Source organism: Rhodoferax sp. (assembly GCF_025354435.1).
Classification (GTDB): domain Bacteria; phylum Pseudomonadota; class Gammaproteobacteria; order Burkholderiales; family Burkholderiaceae_C; genus Rhodoferax_B.
In genome coordinates, this window is sequence record NZ_JANXMU010000025.1 from 34,376 (window position 1) to 49,517 (window position 15,142).

A 15,142-nucleotide genomic window follows, 5' to 3' on the forward strand; every position below is an offset into this window, starting at 1 on the left:
GCACATCGCTGGAAGGTTCGATTATCTCACTCCATTTTGCGTGATAAGTCTTTCCAGGCTGGGAGCCGGTGTTTGCGGCGGCCATAGGCGTAATAGCCAGCCATCGCCAAGCCAAAAAGTCCCCCCGCTACGACGGCTGTCACCGCGGAGGCCAGCATCGAAAGCTGTTGGGTGCGCCAGATGATCAGCCACATGGCGGTGCCCCATGCCAGCGTGAACCAAACCCCTGTAGCCAATGCTGTTGCCAAGAAACCGGCGAAGTGGGGTGAGGGTACCTTGAACCCCAGCCACCACAGAAAGCGCACGAATGGTGGGAGGTCGTTGCTGGTGCGGATTCCTGTGGACTTAAGTAACTTCAACGCGGTATCGCGCCGAACTTCAAATGGGTGGGGGGCATTTGTCTGGGTCATAAGCTCGATTCTTCGCGGAAGTGCCAATGGCGTAGCGATGCAGCAGTATCGCTGGCCGTGCTGAACGCATTGCATGCACTTTTGGGTTGCGCGTTTTGCGGCTTTCAGCCTACCGCAGGCTAGCGTCGTTTCTTGCCCGTTTTAACCACCCGAGGTGCCGCCATGCCCAAAGCCGCCCGGGCCAGCGCATCGGCCTCGGCGTTGCGGTGCTGCGGTATCCATACCAGCGTGGCCTGGTCGAATGCATGGAACAGCGCCCGCGCCTCGTCAAACAGGGCCGCCAGCCGGGCAATCGGCTTGGCGGTGCTGGTGCCCACCTGCTCCACCACGATGCTGTTGTCGCAGTGCAGCCGCAAGTCGTCTGCGCCCTGCAGTTTCAGCGCCTGTAACGCCGCCATCAACGCCCGCACCTCCGCCTCGTTGTTGCAGCCGGTGCCCGGGGCGACCTGCGATAGCGTGTGGCGCGTGCCGTCGGGCGCGGTCCACACAGCACCCAGGCCCATGCGGCCGGGGTTGGGGAGGGCGCTACCGTCGGTGTGGATTAGCCAGGGCATGGGTAAAGGGGGGATGGATTTTTCTGCTTTGGGCCCGAAGCAGCCGTAGCTAGTGACAGCCACACGGGCCGCGGAGAAAGAATTACGCCGCTACTGCCCGTAGCAGCCCCCTCGCCCAAGGGCGGCAGGCCTCGACTGCGCGACGAGCAGGCCTTGAATGGCATCCTGTTCGTGCTGCGTACGGGCACACCGTGGGAGCATCTGCCCCAAGAGTTGGACTTTGGCAGCGGCATGGCCTGCTGGTGGCGGCTGCGCGACTGGCAGGCCGCCGGCGTATGGCCCCGTTTGCACTTGGCGCTGCTGGCCGAGTTGCGTAGCGCCGACAAGCTGGACTTCAGCCGCGCCTGTATCGATGGAGCCAGCGTACCCAGCCCCCGGGGGGCTTGCATACAGGGCCCAATCCCACGGACCGGGGCAAACTCGGCAGCAAGCGCCACATCATCACAGACCGCCAGGGCATCCCGCTGGCGTTTTGCGTCACCGGAGCCAACCGCCATGGTTCGGTGGTCTTTGAGGAACTGGTCGATGCCCTGCCTGCCGTGGGTGGCAAGCCAAGCAGGCCGCGGCGCTGGCCCGACAAGCTGCATGCCGACAAAGGCTACGACTTTGCCCGCTGCCGCGCGCACCTCAAGCGCAGGGGTATCCAAGACTGTATTGCCCGCAGAGGTATTGAGCACAATGATCGGCTCGGGCGCCACCGCTGGGTGGTCGAGCGCACCCATGCGTGGTTGGCTGCCTTCGGCAAGCTGCGAACCCGCTTTGAGCGCCGCATTGATATCCATGTCGCGCTGCTCTCCCTGGCTTGCTGCGTTATCTGCGTTCGACGGTTTTTACCGTTTTGTTAGCCGCTCTAAGGGGCGACTTGCAGGACTGGGCGCATCAAAATTTCTTCTATCAGTACATTTGCCGGCTGCGCGAATGCATAGACGAGTGCCTGGGCGACGTCCTGAGCGCTCAGTGCATTGAGCTTCTCACGCCGCTCATTCAGCACGGCACTGACGTTGTGGCCAAACTCGGTCCAGACGGCCCCAGGTTCGATCACCGATACGCGAATTCCGTCTGGGCCCAGTTCCTTGCGCAAGGCGTCATGAAAGCCTACGACAGCATATTTGGTGGCACTGTAGACCGACCAATTCTCCACGCCGTACCGCCCGCCCACACTGGAGACAGACGAGATCATTGCGCCCGGGCATCCGCGCATGAGCGCAATGGCCGCATGCGTGCAGTTGAACACCCCGTACAGGTTCACCTCGATCATTGTTTTCCATTGTTCCGGCGTGCTGTCGGCGAAAGGTGCGCTGATGCCCAGGCCAGCATTGTTGAACAATAAATCCAGTCTGCCAAAGCGCTTCCGCACCAACTCGAACAGCGCCTTCACTTGGCTGCCGTCGGTGACATCGGTCTGCACGATGGTTGCCGAAGCGCCAAGCTCCTCCGCCAATGCGTCAAGCAGGTCAAGTCGCCGCGCCGCAAGCACGACGTGGACTCCCTCTTCCGCCAGCAGGCGGGCGGCCGCCTGGCCTATGCCGCTCGATGCGCCGGTGATGACGGCAATTTTTCCATTAAGGTCCTGCATTTTCATAAATTTTCCAATCAAATTTGTTAATGAACCACTGCGGATGGCGATGGCGATGGCGATGGTGCGCACATAAAAAAGAGCGCAATAAAGTAGATTAACAAGGACGTGGGCGGATTGGCTCCGCTGCAGTATGGCGAGTGATTAAGATCATTGCGCATGCCTCAGGCCAACTGGCCGTCAAGGCGTAGTGAATCCGCTGTCCTGGCTAGCGATTTTGGAGCGGCGCCACCAAGCTGATAACACCACGTAGCCTTTGAATGTCCGCCATCTGGCCGATAGCAGCCTTGAAACGCATCCTAACAGCGCAATCACAGCCAAGGTCAAATGCATAAAAATCTTATAAAAATAGCCACCTAACGCTTATCTGCATTGTATTAGCAGCTATCAAAATTAAGTCACCCCCCCCCACCCGACCCACACCACCTCAAACTACAGCAGCCTCACCAAAGCTAGGCCGACGGAGGGCCGCAGCATCCCCGTCGTAGGCTGCTCGAACGCAAACAGGCAGCTCACGGCGGGGATGTCCAGCACGCAGGCCATCGGCTACAGCACGCTGTGCTGGGACACGGGCAGGCCGTTGTGGCCGTCTTGCGCCTCGGCGGGGCTCAGGCCACCAGTGGGCATCTATGTCTATGCGGGCGGCTCACTTCACCAGTAAAACCGGCTGCTCGGCCGCCGCTAGCACTCGCTGCGCGACCGAGCCGATCAGCAGGTCGGCAATGGCGCCGCGGCCTTTGGCGCCCAACACGATCAGGTCGAACTTGCCCTTCTTCGCGCATTCCAGAATTTCTTTCGCCACGTGGCCGGTGCGCTCCACCATGTCGTGCTGGATGCCTGCCGTGTCGAGCAGCTTGCGGGCGGGTTTGAGCTCTTTTTCGCTGATCTCGCGCAGGTAGTCGGCCACCACCTCATTGCCCACAAAGGCCTTGGCGTGGCCCAGGCCGGTGTCGTCGTGCACGCTGAGCAGGGTGATGCTGTGCTTGCCCGGCTGCAACTGCGCTACCAGCTTGGCGGCGTACTTGACGGCATGCAGGGCAAACTTGGAACCGTCTACGGCGACGAGGATTTTCATGGGGTCTCCTGTGGGGGTGTGCGAACACCCTCAGCTTGGAGCATCTGCGGCGGGCGGCCTTGATGCAGATCAAATACGGGGCTTTGCCGCGGCGTAACTTACGCTGTTCACGGGGCGGGGTCGGTGTGCTGGTCCAGGTTTTACCCCCACACCTTGAGCACCCACCCGGCCAGCGCGCACAGCACGATCACCTTGATCACGCCCACCTTGAAGCGTATCAAGGCCACGCCTGCGGCCAGCGCCAGCAGCAGCGCCGCCCAGTCGATATTTGAAAGAAATGGGCCACTAGCGCCTGTCTTGATTGCGATGTTTGCTATAAAAAAAATAGCAAGACTGGCGATCACGCCCACCACGGCAGCGGTGATGGCGGTGAGCGGGGCGGTGAACTGCAGCTTGCCGTGGGTACTCTCAATCAGCGGGCCACCCGCCAGGATGAAGATGAACGACGGCAAAAAGGTGAACCAGGTGACCACCGTGGCGGCCAGCGCCGCCCCCAGAAACAGCGCGTCCGGCCCCAGCACCTCCTTGGTCCAGCCGCCGACAAAGCCCACAAACGCCACCACCATGATCAGCGGGCCGGGCGTGGTTTCGCCCAGGGCCAGGCCGTCGATCATCTGCGTGCCGGTGAGCCAGCCAAATTGCGCCACCGCGCCCTGGTACACATAGGGCAGCACGGCGTAGGCACCGCCAAAGGTCAACATCGCCGCCTTGGTGAAAAACCAGCCCATGGCGGCCAGCGTGCCGTGCCAGCCGGTGTTGGCGACCAGTGCGGCCATCGGCAACAACCACAGCGCCGCGCCCACGGCCAACACCTGGAGCAGGCGCATTTTGCGAAAGCGGGCGTGCGGTGGGGTGGGGGTGTCGTCGTCGATCAGCGCCGGGCTATGACTCAATTCGCCCGCCTTGGCCGCGCCATGCCCTCCGCCACCGCGGAACTGGCCCGGTGCGACTTTTGCCCCCAGCCAGCCGATCAGGGCCGCACCCAGTACGATGGCCGGGAAGGGCACGGCAAACATGTATAACGCTACAAAACTAGTAGCTGCTATCGCCCAGAGGATGGGCGCTGTAGTTGGTTTCTTCAATGTCTTGCTGCCGATGCGATGCACCGCCTGCACCACCAGCGCCGCCACCGCAGGCTTGATGCCGTACAGCAGCCCGGCCACCCAGGGCACGGCCCCAAAGGCCACGTACACCCAGCTCAGGCCGATCAGGATGAACAGCGACGGCAGCACAAACAGGGCGCCCGCCGCCACGCCGCCCCAGGTGCGGTGCAGCAGCCAGCCGATGTAGGTGGCCAGTTGCTGCGCCTCGGGGCCGGGCAGCAGCATGCAGTAGTTCAGGGCGTGCAGAAAGCGCTTTTCGCTGATCCAGCGTTTTTGCTCCACCAGTTCGCGGTGCATGATGGCAATCTGCCCGGCCGGGCCACCAAAGCTGATGCAGCCCAATTTGAACCAGAACTTCAGGGCTTCGCTGAAGGTGACGGGGGAGGGGGGCGATGTATGGGCGGTCATGGCGCAAGGCTTCCCGTTGTGGCGTTTGCCGCAGGCCTGCCAGCACGGCCCAATCGGGCGGCATAGTGCGCGGGGAAAAGTGAAAAAGCAGCGGTGTCCATAGCTAACGCTCCACAAGGGATGGGTTGCCAGCGCTTGGACGGGACACCGTCTACCCAGAGAAGGATTCGGGAGGCTGTGTTCCCGAGAAAGCGGATGCTATCACGCAGCCTGCAGGGCAGTATTTATATATAAAAATAGCATCTAGCGTATATTCTGTCTACGCTAGATGCTATCAAAAAAATAACGATCACCCCGGCGGCATGCCCTTCAACGCAAACGCCAGTACCAGCACGCTGGCCGCCGCCATCCACGACCCGGCAATCCGCAGGGCGATCTGTACCCATTGGCGCGGCGGGCACAGCGAGGTGTAGTAAGCCACGTTGGCCACCAGCACGGTGGTGCTGATCCAGGTGCCGAGCAGGGTGAGGGCGGTGGCCAAGACGGTGGGGGCACCGTCCACGCCGGAATCCAGCGCCACGGCGATGGCCGCCACTGCCGCCACGGCCGCGCGCAGGCCTACCGGCAGCCGGGCCGATACAGCCACCAGAATGCCGCAGCCCAGCGCCACGGCCATCACCAGGTTTTGGCTGGATGGTGGAATGGCGATGCGGGTGGTCAGCAGCAGAGCGGCAGCGCAACTGGTGGCGAACGCCAGCATGGGGGTTTTGAGCCGCAAGGGTGGGTGCTGGCCCAGCCAGATGCCCAGGCCTAACAGCACCAGCATGTGGGGCAGGGTGAGCAGCGGATGCAGCAGCCCGCCGTAAAAACTGTTCATGCCCGCCACCGAGCTGTGCGCGTGCGACAGCCCGGGCAGGCAGAGCAAGGCCGCCAAGGCCAAGCGGGGGGGCTGGCGGCGGCGTAGGTTCACAAAAAACCGAATAAGAAGGCGAAGCCGGTTACCGCAATCAACCCACCGGTGGCCCGCACCAGCACCCGGCCCCACTGCCAGCGGATCAGCAAGCCCACCGCAATACCCGCCAGGTGCAACAGCCCGGTGGCCAGCACGAAACCCACCGCGTAGGTGATGGCATTGGCCGCGTGCGGCAATTCAGCGCCGTGGGCGTAGCCGTGGAAAATCGCAAAAATTGCCACCAGCACGCTGGCCACCCATAGCGGCGGCCGGGCTGCAGTCAACACCATGCCGCCCAACACGATGCCCGAGAAGGCGATGCCTTCTTCCACCCCTGGCATGGGCACGCCCAGCACGCCCAGGGCCCCGCCAAACGCCATGACCAACGGAAAGATCACCGGCAGCAGCCACATCGCCGGAGTGCCCAAAAATGCCCCCCAGATGCCCACCGCTACCATGGCCGCAATGTGGTCCAGCCCGCTCAAGGGGTGGATAAAGCCGCTGATGAAGCCGCCTACCGCGCCGACCTCCGAGTGCGCCTGGGCCAGGCAGGGGACGGCCAGAGCTAGCGCCAGCAGCAGGGTTTTGGGTAGCTTGGACATAAGAGCTTTCCTATAGGTGGTGGACGCTATACGCAGATCGGGGGCGGGTGGATTCAACTGATGGGCCATCCTGTCTTTTGAGGATGAATGGGTACAAGTTTGTCGCATAAATGCGCATACACCACGCATTCGTCTTACATTTTTTAACAGGAAGAGGGGTCATGCAGCTGCACATGTGGGCATGGTCGGGCTTGGGGCTGCTGGCTCTAGTGGCGGTGGGCGGCGGTGGGTGTTAACCAGCCCATCCGCAACCTGCAGCCCTACCTGCCCATGACCTGCGTGATGGCGAGGGTTGGCACCTTTCCCAGCCGGGTTTGAGCTTGCGCCTACAATTGAAATGCTATTTATTTAGTAGCTATTGGCATAGGTAATACCTAGGCTGGCGCGCTATTTTTCATAAATTTCTGTGCCTTGGTAACCTGCCGGTAACTTTTTGGGGCAGGCGTGCCGATTTCACTACAATCGCGCCATTCGAGTCTCCATTCGACCCCCACAAGTTTTCAAACCATGCCCCGTTGCTTCCCAGAACAACCCCAACACCGTCGCACGGCAGGCATGGTCAGCGTCGCCCTTGGCCCAGGGCCATGGCGCGCAGACCCGGTTTTAACCTTCGGAGCCTTCCTATGTCTGCACTCTTCAGCCCGACCGCCCTGGTCGTACCTTTTGAACTCTTGAGAATGGACGACGTCGAGTCGGTGGGTGGCAAAAACGCCAGCCTCGGCGAGATGATTTCGCAACTGCCCACGGGCGTGCGCGTGCCCACCGGCTTTGCCACCACGGCCCACGCGTTCCGCGCCTTCCTGGCGCACGACGGCTTGGCCGACAAGATCAGCGCCCGGCTGGCCCGGCTGGACACCGAAGATGTGCGCGCCCTGGCCGTGGCCGGTGCCGAAATCCGCGGCATGGTCGAAGCCCAGCCGTTCCCGGCCGACCTGCAAGTCGCCATCACCGAGTCATTCGCCGCTTTAAGCGCTGGCAACCCCGAGGCATCCTTTGCCGTGCGCTCGTCGGCTACCGCCGAAGATTTGCCCGATGCATCCTTCGCGGGCCAGCAGGAAACCTTCTTGAACGTGGTCGGCATCGAAGCCGTGCTGCACAAGATGAAAGAAGTGTTTGCCAGCCTGTACAACGACCGCGCCATCAGCTACCGCGTGCACAAGGGCTTTGCCCACGACATCGTGGCCCTGAGCGCCGGTGTGCAGCGCATGGTGCGCTCCGACCTGGGCGCGGCGGGCGTGATGTTCACTATCGACACCGAATCCGGCTTTGACCAAGTGGTCTTCATTACCAGCAGCTACGGCCTGGGCGAAACGGTGGTTCAGGGCGCGGTAAACCCCGACGAGTTCTACGTGCACAAGCCCATGCTGAAAGCGGGCAAGCAGGCCGTGATCCGCCGCAACCTCGGTAGCAAGATGGTGCAGATGGAGTTCACCACCCCGGCCGAAAAAGCCGCCACCGGCCAGCTGGTCAAAACCACCGACGTGCCCACCGAGCAGCGCAACCGCTATTCGCTGACCGATGCCGACGTGGAGCAACTGGCGCATTACGCGCTGGTGATTGAAGAGCATTACGGCCGCCCCATGGACATCGAATGGGGCAAGGACGGTACCGACGGCCTGCTCTACATCCTGCAAGCCCGCCCGGAAACTGTGAAGAGCCAGCAGCAGGGCAAGGCCGAGCTGCGCTACAAGCTCAAGGGCAAAAGCAATGTGCTGGCCGAAGGCCGCGCGATTGGCCAGAAGATCGGCACCGGCCCCGTGCGCTTTGTGCACAACATCAGCCAGATGGACGAAGTGCAGCCCGGCGACGTGCTGGTCACCGATATGACCGACCCCAACTGGGAACCGGTGATGAAGCGCGCCAGCGCCATCGTGACCAACCGCGGTGGCCGCACCTGCCACGCCGCCATCATTGCGCGTGAACTCGGCATTCCCGCCGTGGTGGGCTGTGGCGACGCGACCGAAAAGCTCAAGACCGGCACGCTGGTGACAGTGAGCTGCTCGGAAGGCGACACTGGCTTTATCTACGACGGCCTGCTGGAAACCGAGGTCACCGAGGTCGAGCGCGGCACCATGCCCGAGATCAAGACCAAGATCATGATGAACGTGGGCAACCCCCAGCTGGCGTTTGACTTCTGCCAGTTGCCCAACCAGGGCGTGGGCCTGGCCCGGCTGGAGTTCATCATCAACAACAACATCGGCGTACACCCCAAGGCCATCCTGGACTATCCGAACATCGACAACGACCTGAAAAAAGCCGTCGAGTCGGTAGCCCGTGGCCACGCTTCGCCGCGGGCTTTCTATGTGGACAAGGTCACCGAAGGCGTGGCTACGATTGCCGCAGCGTTCTGGCCCAAGCCCGTCATCGTGCGCCTATCGGATTTCAAGTCCAACGAATACCGCAAGCTGATCGGCGGCAGCCGCTACGAGCCCGAAGAAGAAAACCCCATGCTGGGTTTCCGCGGTGCAGCGCGCTACATCAGCGCCGACTTTGGCGAAGCCTTTGCCATGGAGTGTGCGGCCTTACGCCGTGTGCGCCTGGACATGGGTTTGACCAATGTGCAGGTGATGGTGCCGTTTGTACGCACCCTGGGCCAGGCCGAAAAGGTTACCCAGTTGCTGGCTCAGCACGGCCTGCAGCGCGGCCAGGACGGCCTGAAGATCATCATGATGTGCGAAGTGCCGAGCAACGCCATCCTGGCCGACGAGTTCCTGCAGTTCTTTGACGGCTTCTCGATCGGCTCCAACGACCTGACCCAGCTCACCCTGGGCCTGGACCGCGATTCCGGCCTGGAGCTGCTGGCCGCCGACTTCGACGAGCGCGACCCCGCTGTCAAAGCCCTGCTGAGCCGCGCCATCACCGCCTGCAAGGCCCAGGGTAAGTACGTGGGCATCTGCGGCCAGGGCCCCAGCGACCACCCGGACTTCGCCCAATGGCTCGCCGACCAGGGTATCGAGTCGATCTCGCTGAACCCCGACAGCGTGGTGGCCACCTGGAAACAACTGGCGGGCTAGGGCAGTTGCGGATGCGCCCCTGGGCCCAACTGGGCTAGGATCAAAAACCCCGTAGGCCCAGGCTTTCGGGGTTTTCTTTTTTACGACTCCAATCTACTGTGTTTGCCCCTCCCTCCGTCACCACGCCCACCTTCACTCGCCTGCGCACGGCTTTGCTGTTGCTGTGGGCGCTGCTGTCGTTTGGCGTGGTGTTTTTTGCGCGGGACCTGACCTGGGTGGTGGCGGGCTGGCCGCTGAATTACTGGTTTTGCGCCCAGGGCGTGGTGCTGTGCTACCTGCTGATCGTGGTGGTGTACGCCTGGCGGCGTCGCCATGACGGTGCGGATGCCGAGCCCGGCCAGGTGCTGCCGTCGCTGCGCCGCCTGCACCGCAACTTCGGGTTGTACGTGGTCTGCCTGCTGGCGTTTCTGGGGCTGATGGCCTGGGCCGAAAGCCGGGGCCTGTCGCGCTACTGGATCGGCGGCATCTTTTTGTTTGCCACGTTTGCGCTGTACGCCAGCATTGGCATTTACTGCCGTACCTCCGATCCCGCCGAGTATTACGTGGCCGGTCGGCGCATTCCTTCTATTTACAACGGCATGGCCACCGCTGCCGACTGGATGAGTGCGGCATCTTTCATCAGCCTGGCCGGGGGCTTGTACCTGAACGGATTCTCCAGCGCCAACGGCCAGCCGGGCGGCCTGGCCTACATCATGGGCTGGACGGGAGGCTTTTGCCTGGTGGGGCTGCTGATTGCACCGCGCCTGCGCCGCATGCAGCTCTACACCGTGCCCGACTTCTTTGGCGTGCGCTATGGCGGGCGCTGGCCGCGCTGGATTGCCGCCGGGGCGGCGGTGCTGTGCTCGTTTACCTATGTGGTGGCCCAGATTTACGCCGTGGGGTTGATCACCTCGCGCCTGACCGGGGTGCAGTTCGAGATTGGCATCTTGCTGGGGCTGGGTGGTGTGCTGGTGTGCTCATTTTTGGGTGGCATGCGGGCGGTGACCTGGACCCAGGTGGCGCAGTACGTGATTTTGATCCTGGCGTTTTTGATTCCGGTGTCGTGGCTGGCGTACAAACAGCTGGGCAACCCGTTGGCCCCGCTGGTGTACGGTCAGCAGTTGCCGAAAATCGCAGCGCTGGAAAAGCAGCTTAGCGAATCGCCTTCTGAACGTGAAGTACTGGCCATCTACGCCCAGCGAGGAGCCCATTACGGCAACATGCTGGAAGACGTGCCCCGCACCCTGGTGTTGGAGCGCGCCGCTGCGCAGGCCCGGCTGCGCCAGCTGCAGGCCGAGCGGGCTGACCCGTCTCTGGTGCGCAAGGCCGGGCGCGATCTGGCCGCTTTGCCCAAAGACGAGGCCACCGCGCGTGAACTCTGGAGCCACGCCCGGCAAGACAACCTGGAGCGCGCCCGGCCGCTGGCGGGCATGACACCCCACGCTCAGGTCTTTAATGGCAACCCGGAGGGCACAGCCGCCGAGCGCGAGAGTTTTAACAGCTCGCGGCTGAATTTTCTGGCCCTGATTTTTTGCCTGATGACCGGCACGGCTGCGTTGCCGCATTTACTGACGCGCTACTACACCACGTCCTCGGTGGCCGAGGCGCGCAGCTCGGTAGCTTGGTCGCTGTTTTTTATCGCGCTGCTGTACCTGGCCGCGCCCGCGTTGGCGGTACTGGTGAAGTTTGAGGTGATGAGCCAGTTGGTCGGCCAAAGCTTTGACACCTTGCCCACCTGGATCGCGCAGTGGGCGCAGGTGGACCCGTCGCTGCTACAGGTGACCGATGTGAATGGCGACCATATTTTGCAGTTTGCCGAGTTGCGGCTGGGGGCCGACCTGGTGATGCTGGCCACCCCCGAGCTGGGCGGTTTGCCCTATGTCGTGTCGGGGCTGGTGGCGGCGGGGGGCTTGGCGGCGGCCTTGTCCACGGCGGACGGCCTGCTGCTGACCATGGGCAACGCGTTAGCCCATGACCTGTACTTTCGCGGTGCGCGGGACAAGTCCGCCCCGTCCGACCCGATGGTGCGGGTGCTGTTGTCCAAATTCGCGCTGCTGTTACTGGCATTGGCGGCGGCCTATGTGGCGGCGCAAAAGCCTGCCGACATTCTGGCGCTGGTGTCGGCCTCGTTCTCGCTGGCGGCGGCAGCGTTTTTCCCGGCCATGGTGGCGGGCCTGTTCTGGCAGCGCACCACACGCCGCGCCGCCGTGGCGGGCATGCTGACCGGGCTGGGCGTGACGCTGTGGTACATGCTGGCCAATGTGCCCATGGTGCGCGGCTGGCTGGGCTGGGGCGGATCGGGCCTGTGGTGGGGCATCCAGCCGATTTCGGCCGGGGTGTTTGGCCTGCCTGCCGGGGCCTTGGTGGTCTGGCTGGTGAGCCTTTTAGCGCCCCAGCCAGAACGCGGGCTATAATCGCAGGCTTTGCCCTTGCTACACCACTACAGACGCAGTGGGTGGCTTCACATCCTTAAGGAGAAATATGCGTCATTACGAAATCATTTTGATGATCCACCCGGATCAGAGCGAACAGGTTCCAGCCATGCTGGAGCGCTACAAAGGCATGATCGTTGCCGGTGGCGGCAAGATCCACCGCGTGGAAGACTGGGGCCGCCGTCAACTGGTGTACCTGATCAACAAGCTGGCCAAGGCCCACTACCTGTGCGTCAACATCGAAGCCGACCAAGCCATCATGGCTGAACTGGAACACGCGTTCAAGTTCAACGATGCTGTGCTGCGCCACCTGACCGTGGTGATGAAGAAGGCTGAAACCGGCCCTTCGTCGATGATGAAGACCGTCGAACGCGAAGAAGCGCGCAAGACCCAGCAAGCCGAGTACGCAGCCCACTAAGGTGGCTTGCTGAACGGAGTTCCCACACGGAGTGAACCACGTTGTTTTGACGGCCTGTCTTGCAGAAGTTAAAAACCTGCGCTACACGCCCGCCGGACTGCCCGCCCTGGATATGGTGCTCGAACACGAGTCCAGTCTGGAACAAGCAGGCCACATCAGGCAGATCAAAGCAGCCGTAAAGGCAATAGCCTTTGGCGCAATCGCCGAGCGAATCCAGCAGCAGCCCTTGGGCAGCGTCTGGCAATTCACCGGTTTTTTAGCCTCCCCCCGACTGGGCAAGAACCCCGTACTTCATATTCAAGATTTTCAAACAGATTAAATCAGGAGTCCATCATGGCCGGACCAAAACGTTTCAATAACAAAGACAAGCGTCCCAAGCGCAATACCCAGTCCCTGCTGTTCAAGCGCAAGCGCTTTTGCCGCTTCACCGTGACCGGTGTTGAACAGATCGACTACAAAGACATCGACACGCTGCGCGATTTCATCGCTGAAAACGGCAAGATCATCCCCGCACGCCTGACCGGCACGCGCGCGATTTTCCAGCGCCAGCTCAACACCGCTATTAAGCGTGCGCGTTTCCTCGCCATGCTGCCGTACAGCGACCAGCACCGCATCTAAGGAAGTACGAACATGCAAATCATCCTGCTCGACAAGGTTTTGAACCTTGGCAACCTCGGCGACATCGTCAAGGTCAAAGACGGCTACGCCCGTAACTTCTTGATCCCAACCGGTCGTGCACGCCGTGCTACCGAAAAGGCCAAGCAAGAATTCGAAGCCAAGCGCGTCGAACTCGAAAAAGCCGCTGCTGCCAAGCTGGGCGCGTCGCAAGTCATGGGCGAAAAGCTCGCTGGCTCGACCATCAAGCTGACGCAAAAAGCCGGTGTGGACGGCCGCCTGTTTGGTTCCGTGACCAACGCCGACATTGCAGAAGAACTGAGCAAGCAAGGCTACAAAGTCACCAAAGCCCAGATCCGCCTGCCTAACGGCATGATCAAAACCACCGGCGACAACACTGTCTCCGTGGCTTTGCACACCGACGTGGTCGTTGAGATCACCGTGGCTGTGTACGGCGAAACCGCTTAATTAGCGTTTCTCCGCAAGAGGCCGCCAGGGTGCAAACCCTGGCGGCTTTTTACATTGGGCCGCGGGGTTATACCGGGTTGTCCCGGACTTATCCACGCTTTGCCCCCAGACTTGTGCCTCGACCTTGCCGGGTCCGCCGCGTAGCATCCAGCATCACCCTAGGAACCCACTCCCCATGTCTGCCGTTTTCCCCGCTCTGGACGATTCCTATGGCCAGGACCGCCAAATTGCGCAGCTGCGCATCCCGCCGCATTCCATCGAGGCCGAATCCAGCGTGCTGGGCGGCCTGCTGCTGGACAACAACGCATGGGACCGCGTGGGCGACCTGCTCAAGGACGATGACTTCTACCGTTACGAGCACCGGTTGATCTTTGCTGCCGTGCGCGAGCTGGTCAACGCCAGCAAGCCGGCGGATGTGATCACCGTGTTCGAGCGGCTGCAAAGCATTGGCAAGTCGGAGGAAGTGGGCGGCCTGGCCTACCTGAACTCGCTGGCCCAGTACGTGCCCAGTGCCAGCAACATCCGCCGCTACGCCGAAATCGTGCGCGAGCGCGGCATTCTGCGCAAGCTGGTCACCGCCAGCGACGAGATCGCCACCAACGCCTTCAACACCCAGGGCCGCCCGGTCGACAAGATACTCGACGAGGCCGAGCAAAAAATCTTCAACATCGGCGAGGAGGGCGCGCGCAACAGGCAGGGCTTCCAAGCCATGGAAACCCTGGTGGTGGACTTGCTGGACCGCGTCCAGGAGATGGCCGACAACCAGAACGATGTGACCGGCGTGCCCACCGGCTTCTACGACCTGGACCGCATGACCTCGGGCCTGCAGCCCGGTGACATGATCGTGCTGGCCGCCCGCCCGTCCATGGGCAAGACAGCTTTCGCCATCAACATCGCCGAGCATGTTGCCCTCAAGGAGGGTCTGCCGGTGGCGGTGTTCTCCATGGAAATGGGGGCATCGCAGCTGGCGATTCGTATCGTGGGCTCCATCGGCCGCATCGACCAGGGCCATCTGCGTACCGGCAACCTCACCGACGACGAATGGCCGCGCTTGGCCGAAGCGGTGGAAAAGCTGCGTACCGTGTCGCTGCACATCGACGAAAGCCCCGGCCTGACCCCCAGCGAGCTGCGCGCCAATGCCCGCCGCCTGGCGCGCCAGTGCGGCAAGCTGGGCCTGATCGTGGTCGATTACCTGCAACTGATGAGTGGCTCGGGCAGCGGCGGCAATGGCGACAACCGCGCCACCGAGCTGGGCGAAATCTCCCGGGGTTTGAAAATGCTGGCCCGCGAGCTGCAATGCCCGGTGATTGCTCTGTCGCAGCTCAACCGCAGCGTCGAGCAGCGGCCCGACAAGCGCCCCATGATGAGCGATTTACGCGAGTCTGGCGCCATCGAGCAAGATGCCGACATCATCATGTTCATCTACCGCGACGAGTACTACACCAAGGACGCGTGCAAGGAACCCGGCGTGGCCGAAATCATCATCGCCAAGCAGCGGAACGGCCCCACCGGCACGGTCAAGCTGGCCTTCCTGCGCAACATCACCAAATTCGAAAGCCTGGCCAGTGGCTACGGCAGTGGAGGGGATTACTGAAA

15 protein-coding genes are annotated in these 15,142 nt (G+C 62.2%); 8 read left to right on the forward strand and 7 right to left on the reverse strand.

Annotated elements, in window-relative coordinates; genetic code table 11:
* Positions 1 to 26 precede the first annotated feature (26 nt).
* On the reverse strand, positions 27 to 410 hold the full coding sequence (locus Q0T48_RS06185) for a DUF6404 family protein (RefSeq protein ID WP_295953910.1): 384 nt from the start codon (positions 408 to 410) through the stop codon (positions 27 to 29).
* A 119-nt stretch (positions 411 to 529) separates the two neighbouring features.
* Positions 530 to 964 carry a ribonuclease HI family protein gene (locus Q0T48_RS06190; protein WP_295953913.1) on the reverse strand — a complete coding sequence of 145 codons (435 nt, stop codon included), beginning with the start codon at positions 962 to 964 and terminating at the stop codon, positions 530 to 532.
* 81 nt (positions 965 to 1,045) lie between these two features.
* On the opposite strand from Q0T48_RS06190, the gene Q0T48_RS06195 reads away from it, so the two are divergent.
* Positions 1,046 to 1,809, forward strand: a protein-coding gene (locus tag Q0T48_RS06195; RefSeq protein WP_295954100.1) for an IS5 family transposase whose coding sequence is annotated in 2 segments (ribosomal slippage) — positions 1,046 to 1,337 and positions 1,337 to 1,809 — 765 coding nt in all. Because the reading frame shifts where the segments join, the coding sequence is not laid out codon by codon here.
* Between the two features lie 5 nt (positions 1,810 to 1,814).
* Here Q0T48_RS06195 and Q0T48_RS06200 read toward each other — a convergent pair.
* The 5 genes from Q0T48_RS06200 to Q0T48_RS06220 form a co-directional block, all read right to left on the reverse strand.
* On the reverse strand, positions 1,815 to 2,612 hold the full coding sequence (locus Q0T48_RS06200) for an SDR family oxidoreductase (protein ID WP_295953915.1): 798 nt from the start codon (positions 2,610 to 2,612) through the stop codon (positions 1,815 to 1,817).
* 574 nt (positions 2,613 to 3,186) lie between these two features.
* Positions 3,187 to 3,615, reverse strand: a complete 429-nt coding sequence (locus Q0T48_RS06205) for a universal stress protein (protein ID WP_295953918.1) — start codon at positions 3,613 to 3,615, stop codon at positions 3,187 to 3,189.
* A 140-nt stretch (positions 3,616 to 3,755) separates the two neighbouring features.
* The gene (gene chrA, locus Q0T48_RS06210; RefSeq protein ID WP_295953919.1) at positions 3,756 to 5,126 is read right to left on the reverse strand and encodes a chromate efflux transporter; all 1,371 of its coding nucleotides are present in this window, start codon (positions 5,124 to 5,126) and stop codon (positions 3,756 to 3,758) included.
* Positions 5,127 to 5,415: 289 nt separating this feature from the next.
* On the reverse strand, positions 5,416 to 6,036 hold the full coding sequence (locus Q0T48_RS06215) for a HupE/UreJ family protein (RefSeq protein ID WP_295953923.1): 621 nt from the start codon (positions 6,034 to 6,036) through the stop codon (positions 5,416 to 5,418).
* Positions 6,033 to 6,620, reverse strand: a complete 588-nt coding sequence (locus Q0T48_RS06220; protein ID WP_295953925.1) for a HupE/UreJ family protein — start codon at positions 6,618 to 6,620, stop codon at positions 6,033 to 6,035. The genes Q0T48_RS06215 and Q0T48_RS06220 overlap by 4 nt, the downstream gene beginning before the upstream one ends.
* Positions 6,621 to 7,243: 623 nt before the next feature.
* Here Q0T48_RS06220 and ppsA point away from each other — a divergent pair.
* The 7 genes from ppsA to dnaB all read left to right on the forward strand — a co-directional run bounded on the left by ppsA (position 7,244) and on the right by dnaB (position 15,140).
* Positions 7,244 to 9,634 (forward strand): phosphoenolpyruvate synthase, encoded by a 2,391-nt coding sequence (ppsA, locus tag Q0T48_RS06225; RefSeq protein ID WP_295953927.1) that lies wholly within the window; start codon positions 7,244 to 7,246, stop codon positions 9,632 to 9,634.
* A gap of 98 nt (positions 9,635 to 9,732) precedes the next feature.
* Positions 9,733 to 12,027, forward strand: a complete 2,295-nt coding sequence (locus Q0T48_RS06230) for a VC_2705 family sodium/solute symporter (RefSeq protein ID WP_295953929.1) — start codon at positions 9,733 to 9,735, stop codon at positions 12,025 to 12,027.
* 67 nt (positions 12,028 to 12,094) lie between these two features.
* Positions 12,095 to 12,463, forward strand: coding sequence for a 30S ribosomal protein S6 (rpsF, locus tag Q0T48_RS06235; protein WP_295953935.1), 369 nt, complete (start codon positions 12,095 to 12,097; stop codon positions 12,461 to 12,463).
* 31 nt (positions 12,464 to 12,494) lie between these two features.
* Positions 12,495 to 12,782, forward strand: coding sequence for a primosomal replication protein N (priB, locus tag Q0T48_RS06240; protein ID WP_295953938.1), 288 nt, complete (start codon positions 12,495 to 12,497; stop codon positions 12,780 to 12,782).
* A gap of 14 nt (positions 12,783 to 12,796) precedes the next feature.
* Entirely contained in the window at positions 12,797 to 13,081 is a 285-nt protein-coding gene (gene rpsR / locus Q0T48_RS06245) for a 30S ribosomal protein S18 (protein WP_092761761.1), read from the forward strand.
* A gap of 12 nt (positions 13,082 to 13,093) precedes the next feature.
* On the forward strand, positions 13,094 to 13,546 hold the full coding sequence (rplI, locus tag Q0T48_RS06250) for a 50S ribosomal protein L9 (RefSeq protein ID WP_295953946.1): 453 nt from the start codon (positions 13,094 to 13,096) through the stop codon (positions 13,544 to 13,546).
* A 175-nt stretch (positions 13,547 to 13,721) separates the two neighbouring features.
* On the forward strand, positions 13,722 to 15,140 hold the full coding sequence (gene dnaB, locus Q0T48_RS06255; protein ID WP_295953951.1) for a replicative DNA helicase: 1,419 nt from the start codon (positions 13,722 to 13,724) through the stop codon (positions 15,138 to 15,140).
* Positions 15,141 to 15,142: the final 2 nt, after the last annotated feature.

Excerpts from the sequence above, each read along its gene's own strand:
- Q0T48_RS06190 (WP_295953913.1), bottom strand. The coding sequence starts at position 964 with ATGCCCTGGCTAATCCACACCGACGGTAGCGCCCTCCCCAACCCCGGC.
- Q0T48_RS06185 (WP_295953910.1), bottom strand. The coding sequence starts at position 410 with ATGACCCAGACAAATGCCCCCCACCCATTTGAAGTTCGGCGCGATACC.
- rpsF (WP_295953935.1), top strand. The coding sequence starts at position 12,095 with ATGCGTCATTACGAAATCATTTTGATGATCCACCCGGATCAGAGCGAA.
- rpsR (WP_092761761.1), top strand. The coding sequence starts at position 12,797 with ATGGCCGGACCAAAACGTTTCAATAACAAAGACAAGCGTCCCAAGCGC.
- Q0T48_RS06205 (WP_295953918.1), bottom strand. The coding sequence starts at position 3,615 with ATGAAAATCCTCGTCGCCGTAGACGGTTCCAAGTTTGCCCTGCATGCC.
- dnaB (WP_295953951.1), top strand. The coding sequence starts at position 13,722 with ATGTCTGCCGTTTTCCCCGCTCTGGACGATTCCTATGGCCAGGACCGC.
- ppsA (WP_295953927.1), top strand. The coding sequence starts at position 7,244 with ATGTCTGCACTCTTCAGCCCGACCGCCCTGGTCGTACCTTTTGAACTC.
- rplI (WP_295953946.1), top strand. The coding sequence starts at position 13,094 with ATGCAAATCATCCTGCTCGACAAGGTTTTGAACCTTGGCAACCTCGGC.
- Q0T48_RS06220 (WP_295953925.1), bottom strand. The coding sequence starts at position 6,620 with ATGTCCAAGCTACCCAAAACCCTGCTGCTGGCGCTAGCTCTGGCCGTC.
- chrA (WP_295953919.1), bottom strand. The coding sequence starts at position 5,126 with ATGACCGCCCATACATCGCCCCCCTCCCCCGTCACCTTCAGCGAAGCC.